24 protein-coding genes and 1 tRNA gene are annotated in these 21,941 nt (G+C 68.7%); 11 read left to right on the top strand and 14 right to left on the bottom strand.

Translation table 11 applies throughout. The features are described from left to right. Positions 1-23: 23 nt before the first annotated feature. Positions 24-272: a DUF2312 domain-containing protein gene (locus DM194_RS23230; RefSeq protein ID WP_012973951.1), complete on the bottom strand. Its 249-nt coding sequence runs from the start codon at positions 270-272 to the stop codon at positions 24-26. 387 nt (positions 273-659) lie between these two features. Here DM194_RS23230 and DM194_RS23225 point away from each other — a divergent pair, with 387 nt between their 5' ends. From DM194_RS23225 to DM194_RS23195, 7 genes are all read left to right on the top strand, one after another. Next, positions 660-1,823: a Re/Si-specific NAD(P)(+) transhydrogenase subunit alpha gene (locus DM194_RS23225; RefSeq protein ID WP_111069935.1), complete on the top strand. Its 1,164-nt coding sequence runs from the start codon at positions 660-662 to the stop codon at positions 1,821-1,823. 26 nt (positions 1,824-1,849) lie between these two features. Continuing rightward, positions 1,850-2,269, top strand: a complete 420-nt coding sequence (locus DM194_RS23220; protein WP_111069934.1) for an NAD(P) transhydrogenase subunit alpha part 2 — start codon at positions 1,850-1,852, stop codon at positions 2,267-2,269. Positions 2,270-2,273: 4 nt separating this feature from the next. Continuing rightward, entirely contained in the window at positions 2,274-3,668 is a 1,395-nt protein-coding gene (locus DM194_RS23215) for an NAD(P)(+) transhydrogenase (Re/Si-specific) subunit beta (RefSeq protein WP_111069933.1), read from the top strand. Positions 3,669-3,767: 99 nt separating this feature from the next. Further along, complete coding sequence (locus tag DM194_RS23210; protein ID WP_111069932.1) at positions 3,768-4,055, top strand: DUF1330 domain-containing protein; 288 nt, start codon at positions 3,768-3,770, stop codon at positions 4,053-4,055. 212 nt (positions 4,056-4,267) lie between these two features. Next, the gene (locus DM194_RS23205) at positions 4,268-5,308 is read left to right on the top strand and encodes an ABC transporter substrate-binding protein (RefSeq protein ID WP_111069931.1); all 1,041 of its coding nucleotides are present in this window, start codon (positions 4,268-4,270) and stop codon (positions 5,306-5,308) included. 13 nt (positions 5,309-5,321) lie between these two features. Then, on the top strand, positions 5,322-6,074 hold the full coding sequence (locus DM194_RS23200) for an ABC transporter permease (protein WP_111069930.1): 753 nt from the start codon (positions 5,322-5,324) through the stop codon (positions 6,072-6,074). Beyond that, positions 6,062-6,829 (top strand): ABC transporter ATP-binding protein, encoded by a 768-nt coding sequence (locus DM194_RS23195; RefSeq protein WP_111069929.1) that lies wholly within the window; start codon positions 6,062-6,064, stop codon positions 6,827-6,829. Before DM194_RS23200 ends, DM194_RS23195 begins: the two co-directional genes overlap by 13 nt. 63 nt (positions 6,830-6,892) lie before the next feature. Here DM194_RS23195 and DM194_RS23190 read toward each other — a convergent pair whose 3' ends face one another. Then, a complete protein-coding gene (locus DM194_RS23190; protein ID WP_111069928.1) occupies positions 6,893-7,249 on the bottom strand; it encodes a Lin0512 family protein in 357 nt (118 codons plus the stop codon). A gap of 112 nt (positions 7,250-7,361) precedes the next feature. Next, positions 7,362-8,561: a 4-hydroxybenzoate 3-monooxygenase gene (gene pobA, locus DM194_RS23185; protein WP_111069927.1), complete on the bottom strand. Its 1,200-nt coding sequence runs from the start codon at positions 8,559-8,561 to the stop codon at positions 7,362-7,364. A gap of 161 nt (positions 8,562-8,722) precedes the next feature. Between pobA and DM194_RS23180 the strand changes: the two genes are divergently transcribed. From DM194_RS23180 to DM194_RS23170, 3 genes are all read left to right on the top strand, one after another. Then, positions 8,723-9,718 carry a helix-turn-helix domain-containing protein gene (locus DM194_RS23180; protein WP_111069926.1) on the top strand — a complete coding sequence of 332 codons (996 nt, stop codon included), beginning with the start codon at positions 8,723-8,725 and terminating at the stop codon, positions 9,716-9,718. Between the two features lie 63 nt (positions 9,719-9,781). Next, on the top strand, positions 9,782-10,624 hold the full coding sequence (gene cysE / locus DM194_RS23175) for a serine O-acetyltransferase (RefSeq protein ID WP_111069925.1): 843 nt from the start codon (positions 9,782-9,784) through the stop codon (positions 10,622-10,624). Between the two features lie 100 nt (positions 10,625-10,724). After that, positions 10,725-11,480 (top strand): DUF3750 domain-containing protein, encoded by a 756-nt coding sequence (locus tag DM194_RS23170; RefSeq protein ID WP_111069924.1) that lies wholly within the window; start codon positions 10,725-10,727, stop codon positions 11,478-11,480. Positions 11,481-11,572: 92 nt separating this feature from the next. On the opposite strand, the gene DM194_RS23165 is transcribed toward DM194_RS23170, so the two are convergent. The 11 genes from DM194_RS23165 to hisG all read right to left on the bottom strand — a co-directional run bounded on the left by DM194_RS23165 (position 11,573) and on the right by hisG (position 21,261). Further along, positions 11,573-11,648, bottom strand: a tRNA-Phe gene (locus DM194_RS23165). 116 nt (positions 11,649-11,764) lie between these two features. Then, complete coding sequence (locus tag DM194_RS29205; RefSeq protein WP_111069923.1) at positions 11,765-12,016, bottom strand: DNA gyrase inhibitor YacG; 252 nt, start codon at positions 12,014-12,016, stop codon at positions 11,765-11,767. A 30-nt stretch (positions 12,017-12,046) separates the two neighbouring features. After that, positions 12,047-13,285, bottom strand: a complete 1,239-nt coding sequence (locus tag DM194_RS23155; RefSeq protein ID WP_111069922.1) for a ribonuclease E/G — start codon at positions 13,283-13,285, stop codon at positions 12,047-12,049. Beyond that, positions 13,282-13,905 (bottom strand): Maf family protein, encoded by a 624-nt coding sequence (locus tag DM194_RS23150; RefSeq protein ID WP_111069921.1) that lies wholly within the window; start codon positions 13,903-13,905, stop codon positions 13,282-13,284. Before DM194_RS23150 ends, DM194_RS23155 begins: the two co-directional genes overlap by 4 nt. 25 nt (positions 13,906-13,930) lie before the next feature. Next, entirely contained in the window at positions 13,931-14,149 is a 219-nt protein-coding gene (gene infA / locus DM194_RS23145; RefSeq protein ID WP_012977999.1) for a translation initiation factor IF-1, read from the bottom strand. Positions 14,150-14,317: 168 nt separating this feature from the next. After that, positions 14,318-15,484 carry a lysozyme family protein gene (locus DM194_RS23140; RefSeq protein ID WP_111069920.1) on the bottom strand — a complete coding sequence of 389 codons (1,167 nt, stop codon included), beginning with the start codon at positions 15,482-15,484 and terminating at the stop codon, positions 14,318-14,320. A 112-nt stretch (positions 15,485-15,596) separates the two neighbouring features. Beyond that, positions 15,597-17,996: a hybrid sensor histidine kinase/response regulator gene (locus DM194_RS23135; RefSeq protein WP_246024610.1), complete on the bottom strand. Its 2,400-nt coding sequence runs from the start codon at positions 17,994-17,996 to the stop codon at positions 15,597-15,599. A 195-nt stretch (positions 17,997-18,191) separates the two neighbouring features. Continuing rightward, positions 18,192-18,659, bottom strand: coding sequence for an arsenate-mycothiol transferase ArsC (locus tag DM194_RS23130; RefSeq protein WP_111069919.1), 468 nt, complete (start codon positions 18,657-18,659; stop codon positions 18,192-18,194). A gap of 16 nt (positions 18,660-18,675) precedes the next feature. After that, positions 18,676-19,161, bottom strand: coding sequence for a UPF0262 family protein (locus DM194_RS23125; protein WP_111069918.1), 486 nt, complete (start codon positions 19,159-19,161; stop codon positions 18,676-18,678). Positions 19,162-19,187: 26 nt separating this feature from the next. Continuing rightward, complete coding sequence (hisD, locus tag DM194_RS23120; protein WP_111069917.1) at positions 19,188-20,495, bottom strand: histidinol dehydrogenase; 1,308 nt, start codon at positions 20,493-20,495, stop codon at positions 19,188-19,190. Further along, on the bottom strand, positions 20,479-21,261 hold the full coding sequence (gene hisG / locus DM194_RS23115) for an ATP phosphoribosyltransferase (protein ID WP_246024609.1): 783 nt from the start codon (positions 21,259-21,261) through the stop codon (positions 20,479-20,481). The genes hisD and hisG overlap by 17 nt, the downstream gene beginning before the upstream one ends. Positions 21,262-21,729: 468 nt before the next feature. On the opposite strand from hisG, the gene DM194_RS23110 reads away from it, so the two are divergent. Then, positions 21,730-21,930, top strand: coding sequence for a hypothetical protein (locus tag DM194_RS23110; protein ID WP_045583820.1), 201 nt, complete (start codon positions 21,730-21,732; stop codon positions 21,928-21,930). Positions 21,931-21,941 lie beyond the last annotated feature (11 nt).

The following is a 21,941-nucleotide window of genomic DNA, read 5'->3' as shown; positions in this document are numbered from 1 at the left end:
CCATGGCCGCCGGACCGCCGGTGTTACTCCACCATGCCCAGCGCTTCCTTGTAGAGCTCCAGGATGGCTTCCTGCTCCTGGCGGTCGGCCTTGTCCATCTTCCGCAGGCGGATGATCTGCCGGATGATCTTGGTGTCGAAACCGGTGCCCTTCGCCTCGGCGTAGACTTCCTTGATGTCTTCCTGCAGGCCGCGCTTTTCCTCTTCGAGACGCTCGATGCGCTCGACGAAGGATTTCAGGCGATCCGCCGCGATGCCGCCGACGTCGGACATGGCAAAACCTCAAACGATGGGGGTGTTCTGGAACAGGGGCGGGACAATATCGGCGGGCGGGGGGATTGGCAAGCCGACGATGCGCCCCGCCCGGACGGGGCGGGCCTGCGCCTGCGTCATCGCGTCGCGCTGGTTCCTTCGTACACCTCGGGCCGCCGCTCGGATTTGAACAGCCCGTGGCTGGTTTGTCTTAATATCTGAAACAATCGTACGATGGGCTCACGCAGCCATTCCCTTTGTTGCGATGCACTGTATAGGCTGGTATTACCATCGAATGGGTCCGGCTTCACAAAGTCACACGGATGCGGCATGTATGCCCGTCGTCTGGGCCGATGACCCATGGGGGATGCCGGGATCGGCGTATCTGAGGCAGGGGAGTCTTATCTAATGAAAGTCGCCATTCCAAAGGAGCGACGTGCGGGCGAACTTCGCGTAGCCGCCTCACCGGAAACGGTGAAGAAACTGAAGGGTCTGGGACTGGACGTTGTGGTGGAGAGCGGGGCCGGGCTCGGTTCCAGCCTTCCCGACGCGGCCTATGAGGCGGCCGGGGCCGTCATCGCCGCCGACGCGGCCTCGGCGCTGGCCGATGCCGACATCGTGCTGAAGGTGCAGCGGCCGCTGATCGCCCAGGAAGTTGAAAAGGGCGAGGGCGGCGAGGACGAGCTGGCGCTGATCCGCAAGGGCGCGCTGCTGTTCGCCATCCTCAACCCCTACAACAGCCGCGACCATGTGAAGGCCTATGCCGATGCCGGCGTGAACGCCTTCGCCATGGAGTTCATGCCGCGCATCACCCGCGCCCAGGTCATGGACGTGCTGTCCTCCCAGGCCAACCTCGCCGGCTACAAGGCCGTCGTCGATGCGGCCAGCGAGTACGGCCGCGCCTTCCCGATGATGATGACCGCCGCCGGCACCGTGCCGCCGGCGCGTGCCTTCATCATGGGCGTCGGCGTCGCCGGCCTGCAGGCCATCGCCACCGCCAAGCGCCTCGGTGCCATCGTCTCGGCCACCGACGTGCGCCCGGCGGTGAAGGAGCAGGTGCAGTCGCTGGGCGGCAGCTTCGTCGCCGTCGAGAACGACGAGTTCAAGCAGGCGGAGACCGCCGGCGGCTATGCCAAGGAGATGTCGGACGACTACAAGCGCCAGCAGGCCGCCCTGGTCGCCGAGCACATCAGGAAGCAGGACATCGTCATCACCACGGCGCTGATCCCCGGCCGCAAGGCGCCGATCCTGGTGACGGCGGAGCATGTGGCGTCGATGAAGCCGGGTTCGGTCATCGTCGATCTGGCGGTGGAGCAGGGCGGCAACGTCGAGGGCGCCAAGCTGGGCGAGGTGGTGACCACGGCCAACGGCGTGAAGATCGTCGGCCATGCCAACTACGCCAGCCGCATCGCCGAGAGCGCCTCGCTCTTGTACGCCAAGAACCTGCTGGCGCTGCTGACGTCGCTGCACGGCAAGGAAACCGGCGTCGCCGTCAACTGGGACGACGAGATCGTCAAGGCCATCGCGCTGACCCGCGACGGCGTCGTCGTCCACCCCGCCTTCGCCGGCTGACCGGGCGCCTGAGGAGACTTACCGCAATGGACCAGACCCAACTGTCCGCCCATATTGCCGAGCTCAAGGCAAACCTCGCGGCGCTGAGCCAGCAGGCCGACCAGCTGGCCGCCCAGGTCGCCCACGCGGCGCAGCCCGCCGCCGCGGCCGCCGGCGGCCATGGCGACTTCTTCATCACCGGCCTGACGGTGCTCGTGCTGGCCTGCTTCGTCGGCTACTACGTCGTCTGGCGCGTCACCCCGGCCCTGCATTCGCCGCTGATGGCCGTCACCAACGCCGTGTCCTCGGTCATCATCGTCGGCGCCCTCATCGCCGCCGGCCCTGAAGGCTTCGGCTTCTCCAAGATCCTGGGCTTCCTCGCCGTCATCCTGGCAAGCGTCAACATCTTCGGCGGCTTCCTCGTGACCCAGCGCATGCTCTCCATGTTCAAGAAGAAGGGCAAGTAAGACCATGGAAACCTTGTCGGCCCTTCTCTATCTGGTCGCCTCCGTCTGCTTCGTCATGGCGCTGCGCGGGCTGTCCAGCCCGGAGACCTCGCGCCAGGGCAACATCTACGGCATGGTCGGCATGACCATCGCCATCCTGACCACGCTGGCCTCGCCCATCGTCCAGTCCTATTGGATGATCGTGCTCGGCATCGCCATCGGCGGCGCCATCGGCTATGTGGTGGCCAAGAAGATCGAGATGACGGCGCTGCCGCAGCTGGTCGCCGCCTTCCACTCGCTGGTCGGCCTCGCCGCGGTGTTCGTGGCGCTCGCCGCCTTCTACTCGCCGGAGGCCTACGGCATCGGCGTGGCCGGCGCCATCGCCACCGGCTCGCTGATCGAGATGGCGCTCGGCACCGCCATCGGCGCCATCACCTTCACCGGCTCGCTGGTCGCCTTCGCCAAGCTGCAGGGCCTCGTCACCGGCAAGCCGCTGGTCTTCCCGATGCAGCACCCGCTGAACGCGGCGCTGGGCGTGCTGACCGTCATCCTCATCATCTGGCTGGTGCAGTCGAACTCGTCGGCGGCGATGTGGATGATCGTGCTGGTGGCTCTGGCGCTCGGCTTCCTGCTGATCCTGCCGATCGGCGGCGCCGACATGCCGGTGGTGATCTCGATGCTGAACAGCTATTCCGGCTGGGCGGCCTGCGGCATCGGCTTCACCCTGCAGAACAACCTGCTGATCATCACCGGCGCGCTGGTGGGCTCCTCGGGCGCGATCCTGTCCTACATCATGTGCAAGGGCATGAACCGCTCGATCTTCAACGTCATCCTCGGCGGCTTCGGCGGCGAGAGCGCGGCCGCGGCCGGCGACGCCAAGGGTCCGCAGGGCTCGGTCAAGGCCGGCTCGGCCGAGGATGCCGCCTACATCATGAAGAACGCCCAGTCGGTCATCATCGTCCCCGGCTACGGCATGGCGGTGGCCCAGGCGCAGCACGCTCTGCGTGAAATGGCCGACGCGCTGAAGCATGAGGGCGTTGACGTGAAATACGCCATCCACCCGGTGGCGGGCCGTATGCCGGGCCACATGAACGTGCTGCTGGCCGAGGCCAACGTCCCCTACGACGAGGTGTTCGAACTGGAGGACATCAACCGCGACTTCGGCACGGCGGATGTGGCCTTCGTCATCGGCGCCAACGACGTGACCAACCCGGCGGCCAAGACCGATCCGACGTCGCCGATCTACGGCATGCCGATCCTGGACGTGGAGAAGGCCAAGACGGTGTTCTTCATCAAGCGCGGCATGGCCGCCGGTTATGCCGGCGTCGAGAACGAGCTGTTCTTCCGTCCCAACACCATGATGCTGTTCGGCGACGCCAAGAAGGTCACCGAAGAGGTGGTGAAGGCGATGGAGGCCTGATCGGCATCCCTCCGTGGTTGACCATGAAGGGCGCGGGAGGCGAAGCTTTCCGCGCCCTTTTCCTTGGGACGAAAAAAGACAAGAGAGGATGCGGAAACCATGGCCGCCTACATCATCGCCGACGTGCGCGTGACCGATCCGGTCGCCTATGAGGTCTACAAGTCGCTGACCCCCGATGCGATCGCCAAGAACGGCGGGCGTTTCCTCAGCCGCGGCGGCGAGACGGCGGTGCTGGAGGGCGATTGGCAGCCCAACCGCGTCGTCATCCTGGAATTCCCTGACATGGCGACGGCCAAGACCTTCTACGACAGCCCGGAATACCTCAAGGCGCGCGAGGCCCGGCGCGATGCCGCCGACTTCAAGATGATCGTGGTGGAGGGGCTGTAACCGGGCAGAAGCGCCGTCACGAACCGTCCGGACCCGCAGCGCGGCAGCGATCCCGATGACGGCGCTCCGCGCTTCGGGGCGCTTCCACCGCAAGAAAGCACACAAATAATTCGTTCAAATACCAATTCCCGTGCGCGGATATGTGAAAATCTCTCTTCCCCGAACGCGCAATCGTGCTAAATAGCGTCGGAACCCCAGTCGAGGATGATCCGATGCTCCGCTTGACCCGCCGCTCCACCCTTGCCGCCCTGGTCGCCCTCGCGTCGGCTGCCGCATCGGCCGTCGCCGTCATGCCCGGCACCGCGCGCGCCGCCGACCCGGTGAAGCTGGAGATCGGCTATATTCCGATCCTGGCCGCGTCGCCGCTGTTCATCGTCGACGGGCAGGGTTGGGCCAAGGAGGCGGGGATCGAGCTGAAGCTGACCCGCTTCGAATCCGGCCCGCACGCCATCCAGGCGATGGCCGCCGGCCAGATCGACCTGCTCTATGCCGGCGTGGCCCCGGTTCTGGTCGCCCGCACCAAGGGCGCCGACATCTCCGTCATCGCCAACTCGGCGGTGGAGGAGATGGTGGTGGCCGCCCGCGGTCCCTTCGCCAAGGCGATCGGCGCCAACCCGACCGCCGAAGCCTTCAAGAAGTTCGCCGCCGACACCGGCCGCAAGCCGAAGATCGGCACCCAGCCGCCGGGCTCGGTTCCCGACACGGTGCTGAAGCACTGGCTGTTCAAGGTGGTGAAGGTCGATCCGGCCGATGTCGAACTGGTGCCGATGGGCATCGAGAAGACGCAGCAGGCCCTGCTGGCCGGCGCGCTCGACGCCGCCACCATCCGCGAGCCGACGGTGACCGTCACCCAGCAGATGGACCCGAACGTCGTGCTGGTCGCCACCGGCGCCCAGATGTTCCCGGATCAGCCCGGCACCGTCGTCTCCGCCCGCGCCGATGTGCTGAAGAAGAACCCCGACGCCATCAAGGCGCTGATCAAGGCGCATATCCGCGCCGTCGACCTGATCGCCAAGGATCCGGCCGCCTCGGCCAAGCTGGTGAACAACTATCTGGGCAAGGGCCTGATGGAACCGGCGACGCTGGAGGCGGCCTTCAAGGGTCCGGGTTCCAAGTTCGTCGCCGACCCGCACAAGGTCGTGCCGGCGGTGGAGAAGATGATGGCCTTCACCAAGGAGATCGGGTCCGCCAGCGAGACCATCCCGGTGGCCGAGGCCTTCGATTTCACCTTCTACGACGCCGTCGCCAACTAAGAACGCTCGTTCGATGAAGACCACCAACAAGATCGCCCTGTCGGCGCTGGGCGTCATCGTCTTCCTGCTGGTTTGGGAAGCGGTGGCGCGCAGCGGCATTGTGCCGGCCCGGCTGCTGCCGTCGCCGAGCGCCGTGCCCGCCGCCTTCCTGGCCGAATTCAAGAGCGGCATCTGGCAGGCGATGGTGATGGCCAGCCTCTCGCACTATCTGGTCGGGCTGTCGCTGGGCGCCTTCCTCGGCGTCTCCTTCGGCACGGCGGCGGCGCTGTGGGGCAAGTGGGACGCCCTCCAGGCCTGGGTCGTGCGCATGCTGCGCCCGATCCCGGCCATCGCCTGGATCCCCTTCGCCATCATCTGGTTCGGCGTCAGCGAGGCGGCGGCATCCTTCCTGATCGCGCTGACGGTGTTCTGGATCAACTACTACGCCAGCTACGCCGCGGTGCGCGGGGTGGACAAGGACCTGATCGAGCTGGGCCATGCCTTCGGCCAGGGCGGTCTGTTCCCGCGCCTGTTCAAGATCATCCTGCCCGGCGCGCTGCCGGGCATCCTGTCGGGCCTGCGCGCCGGTCTGGGGCAGGGCTGGATGACGGTGGTGGCGGCCGAGCTGTTCGGCATCTCCGGCCTCGGCATGCGGATGATGGAGGCGTCGGGCCTGCTGGCGACCCACATCGTCGTGCTCTACATGGTCACCATCGCGCTGCTCTACGGCGTGTCGGATTTCCTGTTCATGCAAGTTCAGTCGCGGGTGCTCTCATGGCAGCGGTGACCTTCTCGAAGACCGCCGCCTCGTCGGTCATCGACCTGGAGGACGTGTCGATCGGCTATGGCAAGGACGCGCCGCCGGTGTTGGTCGACGTCAACATGTCGGTCGAGCGCGGCAGCTTCGTCGCCATCGTCGGCCCGTCGGGCGTCGGCAAGTCCACGCTGCTGCGCGTCGTCGCCGGGCTGCACACCGCCCGCAGCGGCGGCGTCACCATCCACCAGGACCAGCGACCCGGCCACCGCCCGGTCGGGCTGGTGTTCCAGGATTCCCGCCTGCTGCCCTGGCGCCGGGTGATCCGCAACGTGGAGTTCGGGCTGGAAGGCCTGCCGGTCGGCCGCGACGAGCGCCGCCAACGGGCGGAGGCCGCGCTGAAGCTGGTCCGGCTCGACGGCTACGCCCGCCGCTGGCCCTACGAGCTGTCGGGCGGCCAGCGCCAGCGCGTCGGCATCGCCCGCGCCATGGCGGTGGATCCGGACATCCTGCTGATGGACGAGCCTTTCGGCGCGCTGGACGCCATCACCCGCCACAACCTGCAGGACGAGCTGCGCCGCATCCACCAGGAAACCGGCAAGACCGTTCTGTTCGTCACCCACGACCTGGAAGAGGCGGTGCATCTGGCCGACCGCATCATCGTGCTGGGCGGTACCCCGGCGCGGGTGGTGCGCGACGTGCGCAACAGCGCCGGCCGCGACGGCTCGGTGTTCCGCGATCAGGTGGAGCAGCTGCGCTCGGAGATCGCGGACAATTACAGCATCTGATCGGAAAAGGCGGCGAACGCCCCGCCCGCGCCTCGCGGGGGCTGAGCCGGCATTCGGGCTTGGCTAGATCCCGACCTCCACCGCCGCGTTGACGACGTAGATCTGCTCGTTGCGGTCGTTCTTGTCGGCCAGGAAGATGCCGCTCGGCGCCAGCATTCCGCCGTTGGTGACGTGGATGCTGACCGCGCCATAGGGGAAGACGGCCTTCACCGCCTCGTGGTCCAGCCGGTCGGCATCGGCCGGAACGGCGAGATGGACGCGCACCTGCATCTTGCCGGTATCGCCGTCCACCAGGGCGCGCATGCCGGGCATGGAGTTGCGCTCTATGGCGTTGCGCACGGCGCGGATGGCGGCCTTGGTCACGTCCTGGCCGTGCAGATCCACCCCCATGCCGAGTTCCACGAACATCACCTGCTTCATCGCGTCGGGCCTTGCTGTCGGTGTCGGTCGATGGGGATGATGGCGCGCGGACGTGGGAAGGGCCAGGGGGCAGGGCGGGATTTTCGGGGGGTGGAAGCGGCGTTAGCCCCCCTCACTCCATCGGCAGCCCGACGTAATTCTCCGCCAGCGCCGTCATCGCGGCGCGGGAGTGGACGAGATAGTCCAACTCCGCCAGATGCACGCGCTGCTCGAAGGGCGTCTCCTGCTCGTTCCGGTGCAGCATGGTGGTCATGTACCAGGAGAAGCGCTCCGCCTTCCAGATGCGGCGCAGGCAGGTGGCGCTGTAGCGGTCCAGCCCCTCGGTGCTGCCGGACTTGTAGTAGTCGGTCATGGCGCGGGACAGGACGAGCACGTCGGCGACCGCCAGGTTCAGGCCCTTGGCGCCGGTGGGCGGCACGATGTGGGCGGCGTCGCCGGCGATGAACAGGCGGCCATGCTGCATGGGATCGCAGACGAAGCTGCGCATGGCGATGATGCCCTTCTGGAAGATCGGGCCTTCCTTCAGGGTCCAGCCGCCGTCGTCCTCCAACCGGCGGTGCAGTTCGGACCAGATGCGGTCGTCGGACCAGTTGGCGATGTCGTCCTTGGGATCGACCTGGATGTAGAGCCGCTGCACCTCCGGCGAGCGGGTGCTGAGCAGGGCGAAGCCGCGCTCGTGGTTGGCGTAGATCAGCTCGGGATGCGACGGCGGCGCCTCGGTCAGGATGCCGAGCCAGCCGAAGGGATAGATCATCTGGTATTCGGTGCGCGCGGCGGCGGGAAACGCCTGCCGGCTCGGCCCGTGGAAGCCGTCGCAGCCGGCGATGAAGTCGCAGCGCAGTTCCTCCGCCGGGGTGTCGGGGCCGCGGCGGAACCGGACGCGCGGCGCCTTGCCGTCGATGTCGTGGAACTGCACGTCGGACACGCCGAACAGGATGCTGCCGCCATCCTCCAGCCGGGCGGAGACGAGGTCGCGGATCACCTCGTGCTGGGCATAGACGGTGACGCGCTTTCCGCCGGTCAGCTCGGCCATGTCGATGTGATGGCTGCGGCGGTCGAACCGCAGGGTGATGCCGGAGTGGAAATGGCCCTCCCGCATCATGCGGTCGCCCAGGCCCATCCCGTTCATCAGGTCGACCACCCACTGCTCCAGCACGCCGGCGCGGATGGTGCCCTCGATCTCCTCGCGGCTGCGATGCTCCAGGATCACCGACTCGATGCCCTGGCGGTGCAGCAGATGGGACAGGAACAGGCCAGCCGGGCCGGCGCCGACGATGACGACCTGCGTGCGGGTCGATCCGGTGGTCTGCATGTCTCTCGCCCTCTTCGGGAAACCGGGGCCGGCGCGTTCCGGCTGATTGTTGCTGATACCAACTGTCAGCGTTCATGCTATTCCCGGAAGCGGATGGCGGGACATGGACGAAGCGCCGAAAGCCTTGTACTTTTCATCGTCAGGCCGCCGGAGCCCGTGCGATGTCCGCCCAACAAGCCCATAGCGCCGAACCCATTCCCCGCTATTGGCTGTATGGCGAGCCGCCGGCCGTCCCGGAGCTGCGCTTCGTCCATATCGAGACGATCCCGGAACGGATGCGCTTGTACAATTGGGAGGTCCGCCCCCACCGCCACGACGGGCTTAGCCACGCGCTGCTGGTCACCGGCGGCGGCGGGCGGCTGACTGCCGACGGGGTGGACACCGCCTTCCGCGCCCCCGCCCTCATCGTCGTGCCGGCTCAGGTGGTGCATGGCTTCCGCTTCGACCCCGGCACCGATGGCCATGTGCTGACCATGTCGGAAGGCTTCCTGGCCGGCGTGCTCGCCGCCGCGCCGGAGGCGGAACTGCGCGATGCGCCGCCCCTGCCGCTGGCCTGGGATCTGGGAGAGGGATCGGACGAGGCGGCGGCGCTGTCCCATGCCTTCGCCGCGATCCGGCGGGAGTTCCGCGCCCACCATGTCGGCCGGGCCAGCGCGATTGCCGCCCATGTGATGCTGCTGCTGGTCGCCGTGGCGCGGTTGAGAGCCGGGCGGCGCGACGATGGGGCCCGCGACGGGCTGGGGCAATCCGCCGACGTCCGGCTGCTCGCCCGGCTGCGGCCGATGATCGACGAGCGGTTCAACCGGCATTGGCCGGTGGAGCGCTATGCCGCAGAGTTGGGGATCACGCCGGGCCGGCTGAACGCCGCCTGCCGCCGCGTCACCGGCCTGTCGACCCTGCAGCTGATCCATGCCCGGCTGATGCTGGAGGCCCGGCGGTCGCTGATCTACACCAGCCACGGCATGGCGGAGATCGGCTATGCCCTGGGTTTCGAGGATCCGGCCTATTTCTCCCGCTTCTTCACCAAGCGCGAGGGGCGGTCGCCGCAGGCCTTCCGGCGGGCGCATGCCAAGGACGGGAAGGAGGCCAACGACGCAGCGGGAGGCAGCCTTGACGGCAACGGCCTTGACCGGACCGGGGGCGCCTCACCACAGTAACATCCTTCGAAAATGGCGGGCGACTATGGCCGGGCAGGCGGGCGCGCTCTGCGGGAAAGGGTGATGGCGATGGACAACCTGGACGTGACGATGCGGGAGGCGGCGGAGTCGGTCGAACAGTCGCTTTGGCGCCGCCTGCGTGCCGATGCCGCCCGCGTCGCGGAGGAGGAAAGCGGCCTCGCCCCCTTCCTGTATGACGCGGTGCTGGCGCGCGACGGCTTCGGTCCGGCGCTGGCGGCGCTGCTGGTGCGCAAGCTGGCCGACCGCGCCATGCCGGAGGACCGGCTGGCCGCCGTGGTGCGCGACGCCATGGAGTCAGACCCGGCCATCGTCGATGCCGCCGCCGCCGACCTCGCCGCCATCCTGGCGCGCGATCCGGCCGCCGACGGCTGCCTGACCCCCTTCCTCTATTTCAAGGGTTTTCACGCCCTGCAATGGCACCGCATCGCCAACTGGCTGTGGAAGCGCCAGCGCCACGACCTTGCCCATTTCCTGCAGAGCCGCGTGTCGGAGGCCTTCGCCGTGGACATCCATCCCGCGGTTCCGGTCGGGCGCGGCGTCTTCATCGACCATGGCACCGGCGTGGTGATCGGCGAAACCGCGGTGATCGGCAACGATGTGTCGATCCTGCAGAACGTCACGCTGGGCGGCACCGGCAAGGAGCATGGCGACCGCCACCCCAAGGTCCGCGACGGCGTGCTGCTGTCGGCCGGGGCCAAGGTGCTGGGCAACATCACCATCGGCGCCCATGCCAAGGTCGGCGCCGGCAGCGTCGTGCTGAAGGACGTGCCCGGCTGCGCCACCGTGGCCGGCGTGCCCGCCAAGGTCGTCGGCTGGTGCCGCGACGAGCCGGCGCCCGCGCTCACCATGGACCAGAGCCTGCAGCAGGGCGATTACAGCATCTGACCGCCTTGCGCCGTCTCTCCGCTGTCACCGGAAATCCGTGATCCGGGTGACTACATAGGAGGCGGGCGTGGAGTCCGCGCGGGGGCAGGGCGTGAGGGTTTTGAAGGTGCTGCTGGCATTTCTGCTGACGCTGGTCCTGCTGCTCGCCGGGCCGGCCTTTCTCATTGCGTCCGGAACCGTGCCGACGGCCGTCGACTGGAGCCGCATCGACCGCAGCCCGGTGGGCCTCGCCCCCGATGCGGCGACGACGCCGGAGGCGGTGGTGCAGGTCTATGCCGCGCGCGTGCTGTCCTGGCGCGGCGCCTTCGGCGTGCATCCCTGGTTCGCGGTGAAGCCGGCCGGCGCGCGCAGTTACACCGTCTATGAGGTGATCGGCTGGCGCGCCTATCGCGGCCTGCCGGTGGTGGCCGTCAGCAACCGCGACCCCGACGGCCGCTGGTTCGGCGCCCAGCCCACCCTGCTGGCGGAGCTGCGCGGCCCTGCCGCCGAAGCCGCGATTCCCAAGATCGCGGAGGCCGCCGCCAGCTACCCCTTTGCCGGCGAGTACCGGGTCTGGCCTGGCCCCAACAGCAACACCTTCGCCGCCTGGGTCGGCCGCGCCGTGCCGGAACTGCGGCTCGACCTGCCCTCCACCGCGCTGGGCAAGGATTATCTGGGCCACGGCCTGTTCGCACGGGCGCCGAGCGGCACCGGCTGGCAGATCAGCCTGTTCGGCGTCGCCGGCCTGCTGCTGGCTCTGGAGGAGGGGCTGGAGATCAACCTGCTGGGCCTGACCATCGGTATCGACCCGCTGGACCTCGCAGTGAAACTGCCGGGACTTGGGCGTATCGGATGGTTCGATTCTGGATCGGCTTAAAGAAGCCGAAGAAACAGATGTCGGGGAGGAAGATATCGGTCAATTGGATTGACCGGAGCACACCATCCTGACCTTGAACTTCGAAGGGAGGGTGGTGCCCAGGGACGGAGTCGAACCGCCGACACGGGGATTTTCAGTCCCCTGCTCTACCAACTGAGCTACCTGGGCATCCGGCGCCGCTTGGTGGGTGACCGTTTCGGTCGGTGCGGCGCGTCGTGTGGGGCGCTTTTTAGAGAGGTTCGGACGGGCTGTCCAGAGAAAAATTCAGAAAAATTCCGACCCCCTTACGGCTCGTCGTCGAGGCCGGATTCGCGGGGCGGAACCGGGGCTTCCGAGCCCGGAATGCGGTAGCCTTCGCCCAGCCAGCGCGACAGGTCGATGTCGGCACAGCGCTTGGAACAGAAGGGGCGGGTGGCCGGTTCGGACGGGCGGCCGCAGATCGGGCATTGGGTGCCGGCTCCCGCCTTGGCGCCGGCGCGGGAGGGCGCATGGGAATGGGGGCGCTGCTCGGCGCCGGGGAACTGGTGATCGGACAAGGGAAGGTCTCCGTAACGAACTGTAAGCGGCTAGGGACGCAGCAGGGCGGCCAGCGGCGTGCCGCGGCGGGCGCGGGTCAGCTCGACCAGGCCCAGCTTCGACATGCCATAGACTTGGGTCTGCACCGGGTCGCTTTCCACCGCATGCGACAAGGCGGCCAGCACGCGTTCGGCATCGCCGCGGCCGCGCATGTTGACGAAATCCACCACCACGATGCCGCCGACATTGCGCAGGCGAAGCTGGCGGGCGATCTCCGCCGCGGCGTCGATGTTGACGTCCACCGGGTTACCGCGCTCTCCGGCATTGACGTCCACCACCGTCAGCGCCTCCGTCCGCTCGATCACCAGCGAACCTCCCTGCGGCAGCGGCACCCTGACGTCGAGAAGCTCTGCGATCGCAGAGTCGAGGTCGCGCAGGTCGAACAGGCGCTGGGAAGCCCTGTGGGCGGTCAGGCGGGGCAGCAGGTCGGGAGCGTGGCGGTCGCACCAGCCGCGCAGGCCCGACAGCAGCGGCCCCTCGCCGACGGCGATGCCGCCGGCCGGAACCGGGTCGTCGACGATGATGGAAGCGGGTGCGGCGGCTCCCTGCTCGATCAGGGCGCGGGTGGGGGCGTCGGGGCCGGAATGCAGCAGGCGGGGGGCGGAACCGGCGCGGGCGTCGTCGCGGATGGCGCGCCATTGCAGGTGCAGCGCCTCCGATTCGGCGGCCAGAAGCTCGTCCGGTACCTGGGCGGCCCCGGCGCGGACGATCCAGCCGGCGCCGGTGGCAAGCCCCTCGATGCGCCGGGCGAGCGCCGCGCGCTCCGGGCCGCTGCCCAGGCGCTTCGACACCGAGATGTCGCGGCCGAGCGGCGCATGCACCAGGAAACGGCCGGGCAGGGTGATGTCCATCGTCAGCGATGGCCCCTTGGCCCCTGCGGCGTCGGCCTTCACCTGCACCACCACCGGCTGGCCGGTGCGCAGCAGCGCGCCGATGGCGGCCGGCTTCGACCCCGGACGGGGATGGGAGCGCGATAGGGGGGAGTCGTCGTCGAGGACGGGGCGGCGCACGTCGGCGGCGGGAAGCAGACCGGACAGGCCGCTTCCCAGGTCGATGAAGGCGCCGTTCAGGCCGGTGGCGATGCGCTCCACCCGGCCCAGGATGACGGCGCCCAGCAGCGACGGGCGGTCGGCATGGTCGATGTGCAGGTCGGTCAGGCGGCCGTCGGCCAGCACCGCCGCCCGCGTCAGCGGACCGTCGCGGTCGACCAGCAGCTCAAGCCTGCTCATCGCTCAGGAGAGGCGGGGGAAGGGAAGCCGGCGCCGTGCAGCATGCCGGCGACTTCGTGGAGCGATAGCCCGACGACATTGCTGTAGGAGCCGCCGATCCAGCGCACCAGCGCCGCCGCCCGGCCCTGGATGGCATAGCCGCCGGCTTTGCCCTTCCATTCGCCGGACGCGATGTAGGCGTCGGTCTCCGTCCGGTCGAGCACCTTGAAGGTGACGTCGGTGCGGACCAGCCGGTCGATCCGGCGGTGGCCCTCTCCGTCGGCCTCGGGGACCAGCAGGACGATGCCGCCCAGCACCCGGTGCCGCCGGCCGGACAGCAGGGAGAGGCAGCGTCGCGCCTCCTCCTCCCGCTCGGCCTTGGGCAGGATGCGGCGGCCGCAGGCGACCACGGTGTCGGCGGCGAGAATCCACGAATCGGGATGACGCGCGGCGACGCACGACGCCTTCTCCGCCGCCAGACGCAAGGCGTGCTGGGGCGGGAGTTCGTCGCGCAACGGCGCTTCGTCGAGATCGGCGGGATCGACCGCGTCGGGCACGATGCCGATCTGGCGCAACAGGTCGAGCCGGCGGGGCGAGGCCGAGGCCAGCACCAGCCGGGGCGCCTTGGACGGGATCGTCACGGGGAACCGCGATGCAGCAAGGATGCTACTTGAACCGGAAGGTGATGCGGCCCTTGGTCAGGTCGTACGGCGTCATTTCCACATTGACGCGGTCGCCGGCCAGGACGCGAATCCGGTTCTTACGCATCTTGCCAGAGGTGTGCGCGAGAACCTCGTGATCGTTGTCGAGCTTCACCCGGAACATCGCGTTCGGAAGCAATTCGACGACGGTCCCGGAAAACTCGATCAGATCTTCCTTTGCCATAGGCCCTTATGTCCGTCCTAATAGTTTCGCGGCAATAACTGACCTTCCAAAGCCGCCGGGTCAAGTGGGATTCCCATCCGCGATGCGTTAGGCCGCAGCCCCGCGACGCGGGGCAGCCCCGCGTCGCGGGCCGGACGGCCCTCCGGGACCGCTTCCCGTGCCCCGTCGTCAGACCGACCGATGCGGGTTGAGCGGCGATGCGCTGCCTTCGTCCAGGCGGCGCGGCCGTTCCAGCGCCTGGCCGATGGCCGCGAACATCTCGCGCTGGTCGATCTCCATGCGCCGCGTCAGGCGGCTCACGGTTTCCGCCGCGGTCAGGGCGCGGCCGCTGGAGCGGTCGTGGAAGAGGTTGTGATTCGACTTCGCGGCGCTCGGCAGCAGGTCGGCGGCAATGGCGCCGGGCGTCGATTCGGCGGCGCGGATCAGCTTCGCCGCCCCGCCGGAGCCCAGAACATAGGCCATGCGGCTCTCCGATTCGCTGGCCCGGCGGCCCAGCCGCTTCTCCAGCGCGTCGCGCCCCTCGGCAAGATAGCGGGCGGCCATGCCGGCCGACAGGTCGACATCGTGGCGCAGTTCCAGGATCTGGCGGCGGATCGCCGGATCCTTGACGCTGGACACGCCGTTGCGAACCTGGATGTGCGAGGCGAGTTCACCTTGCCCATAGGCGGCGCCATGGCGGCGGAACAGATCGAGCCAGGTGGATTCCAGGAACTGGAACGGCCCGGCGGCCGAGCTGCGGCTGTTCTTCGCCGCGCTGTCCAGCCCGCTTTCCTGCGTCGCCTGGGCCAGGATGGCGGTGAAGCTGTGGCCGGACAGGCCGGCGACCTGCTGGGAGGCGACGAGCACCCGCGCGGCGGTCGGATTGTCGGAGGTCATCGCCTCCACGGCCTCCGCCACCCTGGCGGAGCTTGGCACCGGGGCCGGAACCGCCGGTTTCAGTCCGGGCAGGGGCGCGCGGGGCGGCTCCGCCGTCGCCGGGCCGGTTTCGGCGGCCAGCAGGACGGGGGCGCCGGGCTTGGTGGCGGGCTTGGCGGCTGGCATCGGCACGGTGGTGCCGTCGGCCAGCCGGATGGGCGTCGCCGGCTTCGCCGCCGGAAGGGGAACTTGGGTGCCGTCCTCCAGCAGGACCGGGGCCGCCGGCTTGCCCAAGGGCAGGGGCGGCGCCTTCTGGCCGTTGGCGAGCCGGCCGACCGGGACGCTTTCCGAACGGGCTTGCGGGGTCTGGGCCAGCGAGTCGCGGAAGGACCGCCCGGCAGCGGCCCCATCGGCCTGCGGCGGAGGGGCGTCGGGCTTGCGCTCCGGAACGGGCGCGAGAGGGGGCTGCGCAACCTTCATGGCATACACTTCGCTGCAGGCCGGCAGAGCCTGCCGGGGTCAAACTCCGCCCGGACGCGCATCGGGAGTGTGTGCGCCGCCTGGACGGTGCAGGCACTATAGCACCGACTCGTCAGCTGTGCGCGATCAACCGCGGATGCGGAGCGCCGGGGTTGCCCCCACCCTGCTCCTGACCAAATCCGTCCTGGCCAAATCCATCGTGGTCGGAGTCGTGTGTGGAGCCGTCATCGGGACTGGCCCAGCGGCCGATGGCGGCCAGGAGCTTCGACTTCTCCAGCGGCTTGGGCAGATGCGCGTTCATGCCCGCCTGCAGGCAGCGCTCGACCTCCACCTGCATCACGCCGGCGGTCAGGGCCAGGATCGGAATCCCGCCGACCGGAGCGGGCAGGGCGCGGATGCGGCGGGTGGCCTCCAACCCGTCCATCACCGGCATCTGCACGTCCATCAGCACGATGTCGTAGGTCTGTTCCTGCACGGCGGCGACGGCGGCGGCGCCGTCGACCACGGCGTCGACATGATGCCCGGCCTTGGTCAGCATGGTCATCGCCAGATCGCGGTTCATCGCCAGATCCTCGGCCAGCAGGATGCGTACGCCGGGGCTTCCCGGCTCTATGCCGGAGACGGCGATGCTGTCCGGCTGGACGGCGGCGCTGCCGGCGGGCTGCAGCGGCAGCGAGAACCAGAAGGTGCTGCCGGCGCCCAGCTTGCTGTCCATGCCGATCTCGCCGCCCATCAGCTCCACCAGCCGGTGGCAGATGGCAAGGCCCAGCCCGGTGCCGCCGCGCCCGCGCTCCAACTGGGTGAAGCGCTGGAACAGGTCGCGCTGCCGGTCGGCGGCGATGCCGATCCCGGTGTCGGTGACGGTGAAGGTGCAGATGCGGCTGGCACCCGGCCGGCCCCCGGACCTGCTGCCCCCCAAACTGCTGCCGTCATCTTCCACCGCCCTCACCGTCAGCCGGACCGAACCGCGGTCGGTGAACTTCACCGCGTTGCCCAGCAGGTTCAGCAGGATCTGGCGCAGCCGGTCGGGATCGCCCATGACGAAGCCGCGGGCGGTGGCGGAGATGGTGGTCTGGATCTCCAGCCCCTTCTGTTCGGCGGCGAGCCGGACGATGGCGACGCAGCGGTCGGCCAGGTCGTCAAGCCGGAACGGCACGCTGACCAGATCGAGCCGCCCGGCCTCCAGCTTCGACAGGTCGAGCACGTCGTTGATGACGGTCAGCAGCGAGCGGCCGGCGTCGCGCACCTGCGAGGCGTAGCGGCGCTGTTCGGTGGTCAGCGGGGTTTCCAGCAGCATTTCCGCGAAGCCGATCACGCCGTTCATCGGCGTGCGGATCTCGTGGCTCATGGTGGCGAGGAATTCCTCCTTGGCGCGGCTGCCGGCCCGCGCCTCCTCCATGGCGGAGCGCAATTCCTGTTCGCGCTGCTTCAGGCGGCGCGACATGTCGTTGAAGGCGTGGGAGACGACGCGGAGTTCGTGCGGGGCGCGGTCGGCCTCGATCACGGTGCCGCCGCCGCCGTCGCCGATCCGGGTGGCGGCGCTTCCCAGCTCCCACACCCAGCGCAGGACCGACGCGCGCAGCAGCCCCCACAGCGCGATGACGCTGACCAGCCCGGCGACGGCGAGCAGGCCCAGGCTCTGCCACAGATCGCGCCGCGCCTCCGCGAGGATCGGGGCGGTCGGCATGCCGACGGCGAAGACGGTGTCTGTGTCGGTCGAATGGCGGAAGGCCCACAGCCGGCCGCGGCCGTCGGCGCTTTCGGCATCCAAGGCGCCGTTGCGTTCGCGCAGCATGCGCTGGACATGCGGCAACTGGGAGACGTTGCGGTTCAGCCAGCCCTCCGGGTCCGGCTGGCGGGCCACGATCACGCCGTGGCGGTCCAGCACCATGACGCGGGCGTCCGTCTGCTTCAGCACCTTCACCAGATCGGTCAGCCAGGTGAGGTCGACCGCCACGCCGATCACGCGGACGATCCGCCCGTTCTCGATGATCGGGCTGGCGACGATGATCAGCGGTTTCAGCGAGCGCTTGCCGATGATGAAGTCGCTGACCACCCAGTTCTTCGTGTCGAGGACGCGCTGGAAATACTCGCGTTCCCGGAGCGAGATGCCGGCGCCGGGGCCGGTGGTGTCGCAGATGATGTTGCCGTCGGCGTCGGTCAGCCAGACGCCGGTGGTCCAGCGGTGCTGGCGCGGCATCGGCGCCAGGGTGGCGACGCAGGCATCGGTCTGGGTGGGCGTCGCGTCACGGATCGCCGGAACCAGCGACAGCACGCCCAGCAGGTTGCGCGCCTCCCCGATCAGGTCGCGCTGGCGCTCCACCCCGTCGTCGGCGAGGTGCAGGGCCAGTTCGCGCGCCGCCTCGATGCGGTCGTCGAGCTGCTGGTCCGCCAGATAGAGCGCGCCCGCCAGCGGAAGCGCCAGCGACGCCAGCACGACGCCCATCAGGCGTGCGCGCAGGCTGCGCGGACTGAGGGCGCGGAGGAGGCGGGGCAGCAGGCCGGCGGGCATGGATCAGGGGCTCTCCGCGGGAGGGCGTCGACACACCCGAGCCTAAGGCCGGCACGCAGTGCGTTGCGATGACACAGCTCAATAGCATTGCGCAGGAGGCATTGGGAACAGGCTGTAGTGCAAAAGTTGCAAAATGCCAAAAATGTAACCGACCATGCCGTGTGTCGGGGGCGGAGCGGGGCCACCCGGCCGCCGTTATACCGTCGGTCCGCGCGTCAGCGGGAAGCGCTGCTTGACCTTGGCCAACATGCCGTCGCGAACCTGCCGGTAGGCTTCCAGCATGGCGTCGCGGGTGCCGTCGACCAGGGTGGGGTCGAAGGTGTTCCAGAACTCCACGTCGCAGGCCATGGTGCGCGTCATCTCGATGGCGCGGTGCTGCGCCTCGGGCGACAGCGAGACGATCAGGTCGAAATTGGTGTCTTCCAGATCCTCGAAGGTGCGACAGCGGTGCTTGGACAGGTCGATGCCGATCTCCTCCATCACCGCGACGGCGAAGGGATCGACCTCGTCGCCCTCGCGGACGCCGACCGAATCCACATAGATGCGCGTGCCGTGGTAATGGCGCATCATCGCCGCCGCCATCGGCGAACGGATCATGTTGTAGGTGCAGGCGAACAAGACGCTCGTCACCGGCAGGGGGGTGAGGACCGGGGTCGCCGCCATGGCCTTGCCCGACCCGTCAGCCGCGGATGTGCAGGACGCAGATCAGCGTGAACAGCCGGCGCGCGGTCTGCAGGTCCATCTCCACCTTGCCGACCAGCCGTTCACGCAGCATCTCGGACCCCTCGTTGTGCAGGCCGCGGCGGCCCATGTCGATGGCTTCGATCTGCGATGGCGTGGAGCGCTTGATGGCGGCGTAATAGCTCTCGCAGATCAGGAAGTAATCGCGGACGATCGACCGGAAGCCGGTGATCGGCAGCATCAGCCTGTCGAGTTCGCTGTTGTCCTCGCGCCGGATGTCGAAGACCAGCCGGTTGTCCTCGATCGACAGGTGCAGGTGGTAGGGCCCTTCCTCCGCGAACTCGCAGGGGCAGAACTCGTTGTCTTCCAGAAGGTCGAAGATGGCGACGGCGCGCTCATGCTCCACCTCGGGCTTGTGGCGGACGACACTCCGCTCGTCGAGCGTCACATGGGTGATGCGCCGCTTGCTTTTCGCCGTCGTCACGCCCCGCCTCCCCTGCTTGCCACGCTTTATAACCCGTTGTAACCCGGCAGCCGCTGAGCGACCGAGCGCGCATGCGCCTCCAGCCCCTCGGCCATCGCCAGCGTCACCGCCGCCGGGCCGATGGCCTGCAGGCTTTGGGCGTCGCAGGCGACGAAGGTCGTCCGCTTCATGAAGTCCAGCACGTTGAGGCCGGAGGAGAAGCGGGCGCTGCGCGCCGTCGGCAGCACATGGTTCGGCCCGGCCACATAGTCGCCGATGGCCTCCGGCGTGTAGCGGCCGAGGAAGATGGCGCCGGCATTGCGGATCCGGGCCGCCAGCGCGTCCGGATCCTCGACGGCCAGTTCCAGATGCTCCGGCGCCAGACGGTCGACCAGGGCCGGCGCGTCGGCCAGCAGGTCGCCGACCAGGACGATGGCGCCATGCTCGCGCCAGCTTTCCCCGGCGATCGCCGTGCGCGGCAGCGTTTCCAGATGCTTGTCGACGGCCGCCGCGACCGCGTCGGCGAAGGCGGCGTCGTCGGTGATCAGGATCGACTGGGCCGACGTGTCGTGTTCGGCCTGCGACAGCAGGTCCATGGCGATCCAGGCCGGATCGTTCTGGCCGTCGGCCACCACCAGGATTTCCGACGGGCCGGCGATGCTGTCGATGCCGACGAGGCCGTAGACCTGCCGCTTGGCGGCGGCGACGAAGGCGTTGCCGGGGCCGACGATCTTGTCCACCGGCCGGATCGTCGCCGTGCCGTGGGCCAGCGCCGCGACCGCCTGGGCGCCGCCGATGCGGTAGATCTCGTCGATGCCGCAGCGCTTGGCGGCGGCCAGCACCAGCGGGTTGATCGCCCCGTCCGGCGTCGGCACCACCATGACGACGCGCTCCACGCCGGCCACCTTGGCCGGCAGGGCGTTCATCAGCACCGAGGACGGGTAGGAGGCGGTGCCGCCCGGCACATAGAGGCCCACGGCGCCGACCGGCGTCCAGCGCGCGCCCAGCCGCACGCCGGCGGCGTCGCGATAGTCGGTGACCTCCGGGATCTGGCGGCGGTGGAACTCCTCGATCCGCGCGGCGGCGAGGTCCAGCGCCTCCAGCGTTTCGGCCGAGCATTTGGCCGTGGCGGCGTCGATCTCGTCCCGGCCGATGCGCAGGGTGTCCGCCGTCAGGGTCAGGCGGTCCCAGCGGGCGGTATAGTCGATCAGGGCGTCGTCGCCGCGGGTGCGGACCTGATCGATGACGCCGGCGACCAGAGTCTGGACATCCTCGCTGGCCTCGCGCTTGGCGTGCAGCAGCGCCTCGAAGCCGGCGGCGAACCCCGCGTCGCGAACATCAAGCCTGACGGGCATTCACCGCCTCCCGGAACTTGTCGATCCACTGAGAAATCTCGGCCGTCCGCGTCTTGAAGGCGGCGCGGTTGACGATCAGGCGCGAGGTGACGTCGGCGATATGCTCCACCTCCACCAGCCCGTTGGCCTTCAGCGTCGAGCCGGTGGAGACCAGATCGACGATGCGGCGGCACAGGCCCAGCGTCGGGGCCAGTTCCATCGCGCCGTTCAGCTTGACGCATTCGGCCTGGACGCCGCGGGAGGCGAAGTGACGCTTGGTCACCTCCGGGTATTTGGTGGCGACGCGCACATGGCTCCAGCGCGACGGATCGTCGCCCTCCATCATCTCCACCGGCTCGGCGACCGACAGGCGGCAGGCGCCGATGCCGAGGTCGAGCGGGGCGTAGATCTCCGGGTAGTCGAATTCCATCAGCACGTCGTTGCCCGCCACGCCCAGATGGGCGGCGCCGAAGGCGACGAAGGTCGCCACGTCGAAGGAGCGGACGCGGATGATGCTGAGGTTCGGCACATTGGTGGCGAAGCGCAGGAGCCGGCTCTTGTCGTCGTCGAAGGCCGGCTCGGGATGGATGCCGGCATGGGACAGCAGCGGGCGCAGCTCCTTCAGGATGCGGCCCTTGGGCAGGGCCAGCACCAGCTGGTCGTCGACCGTTGTGGCGGCCGGTGCGGCCACCGCGGCGGCCGTCACCCCTTGGAGACTGGGATCGGCGGACAAGACACTCTCCTCGCTTCGCTCGCCGGGACCGTGTGCAGGGCCCGGATGAACCATCGACGCGATAGATAGCACATTCCACGCGCCCGTCACCTGCCGCTGTGGCGCAGGAGACATTCTACGATATCAAAACGTTGAATATCATATTTCACACAAAATTGAAAAAATGGGTTTGACGGAACTCCAGCGAAAGGATAGATAAAAACCCATGGACGCCCCGCCGGGGATCCCGCGGCAATTTGACCTCTGCAGCTTGCGCCGCGTCACCAAACGCTAAAGCGCCACGATACCGGTCGTGGACCTCTTCAAGAAGGAGAGACCGGAATGACATCGCGAGTTTCCGCTCCCCCATCCGTGCTTCGGACCTTCTTCCCGGCCTGCATGATGCGCCCGGGCCTGTGTTGCCGCTGACCTCGCGGCCCCAAGACACAGCGCCCTTCCGCATATCCGCCAGATCCGAACGCATTCGCGCCGCTGCCGCCCCGCATCCGCCAGGGGCCTGCCGCGCCGGGGGAGAGCCTCGCCATGTCCCATGCCAACGCCTACGCCATCGAAGTGCAGGGCCGGTCCGCCGGCATCGTCGTCGCCGAGCGCGGCGGCTTCACCTTCTTCGTGTCCGATTGGGCTTTCCGCGATCTCGACCGCCGCGTCTTCCGCAATGTCGGACAGGCCCAGCGCGCCGCCCACCAGCATTACAGCCGGTTGCCCGACACCCGGCGCCGCTGAGCCCGCAACAC

The sequence above is a fragment of the Azospirillum ramasamyi genome, from assembly GCF_003233655.1.
In the GTDB taxonomy this organism is placed as follows: domain Bacteria; phylum Pseudomonadota; class Alphaproteobacteria; order Azospirillales; family Azospirillaceae; genus Azospirillum; species Azospirillum ramasamyi.
Note: the sequence above shows the minus strand (reverse complement) of the source record. Positions and strands in the feature narration are given on the sequence as shown.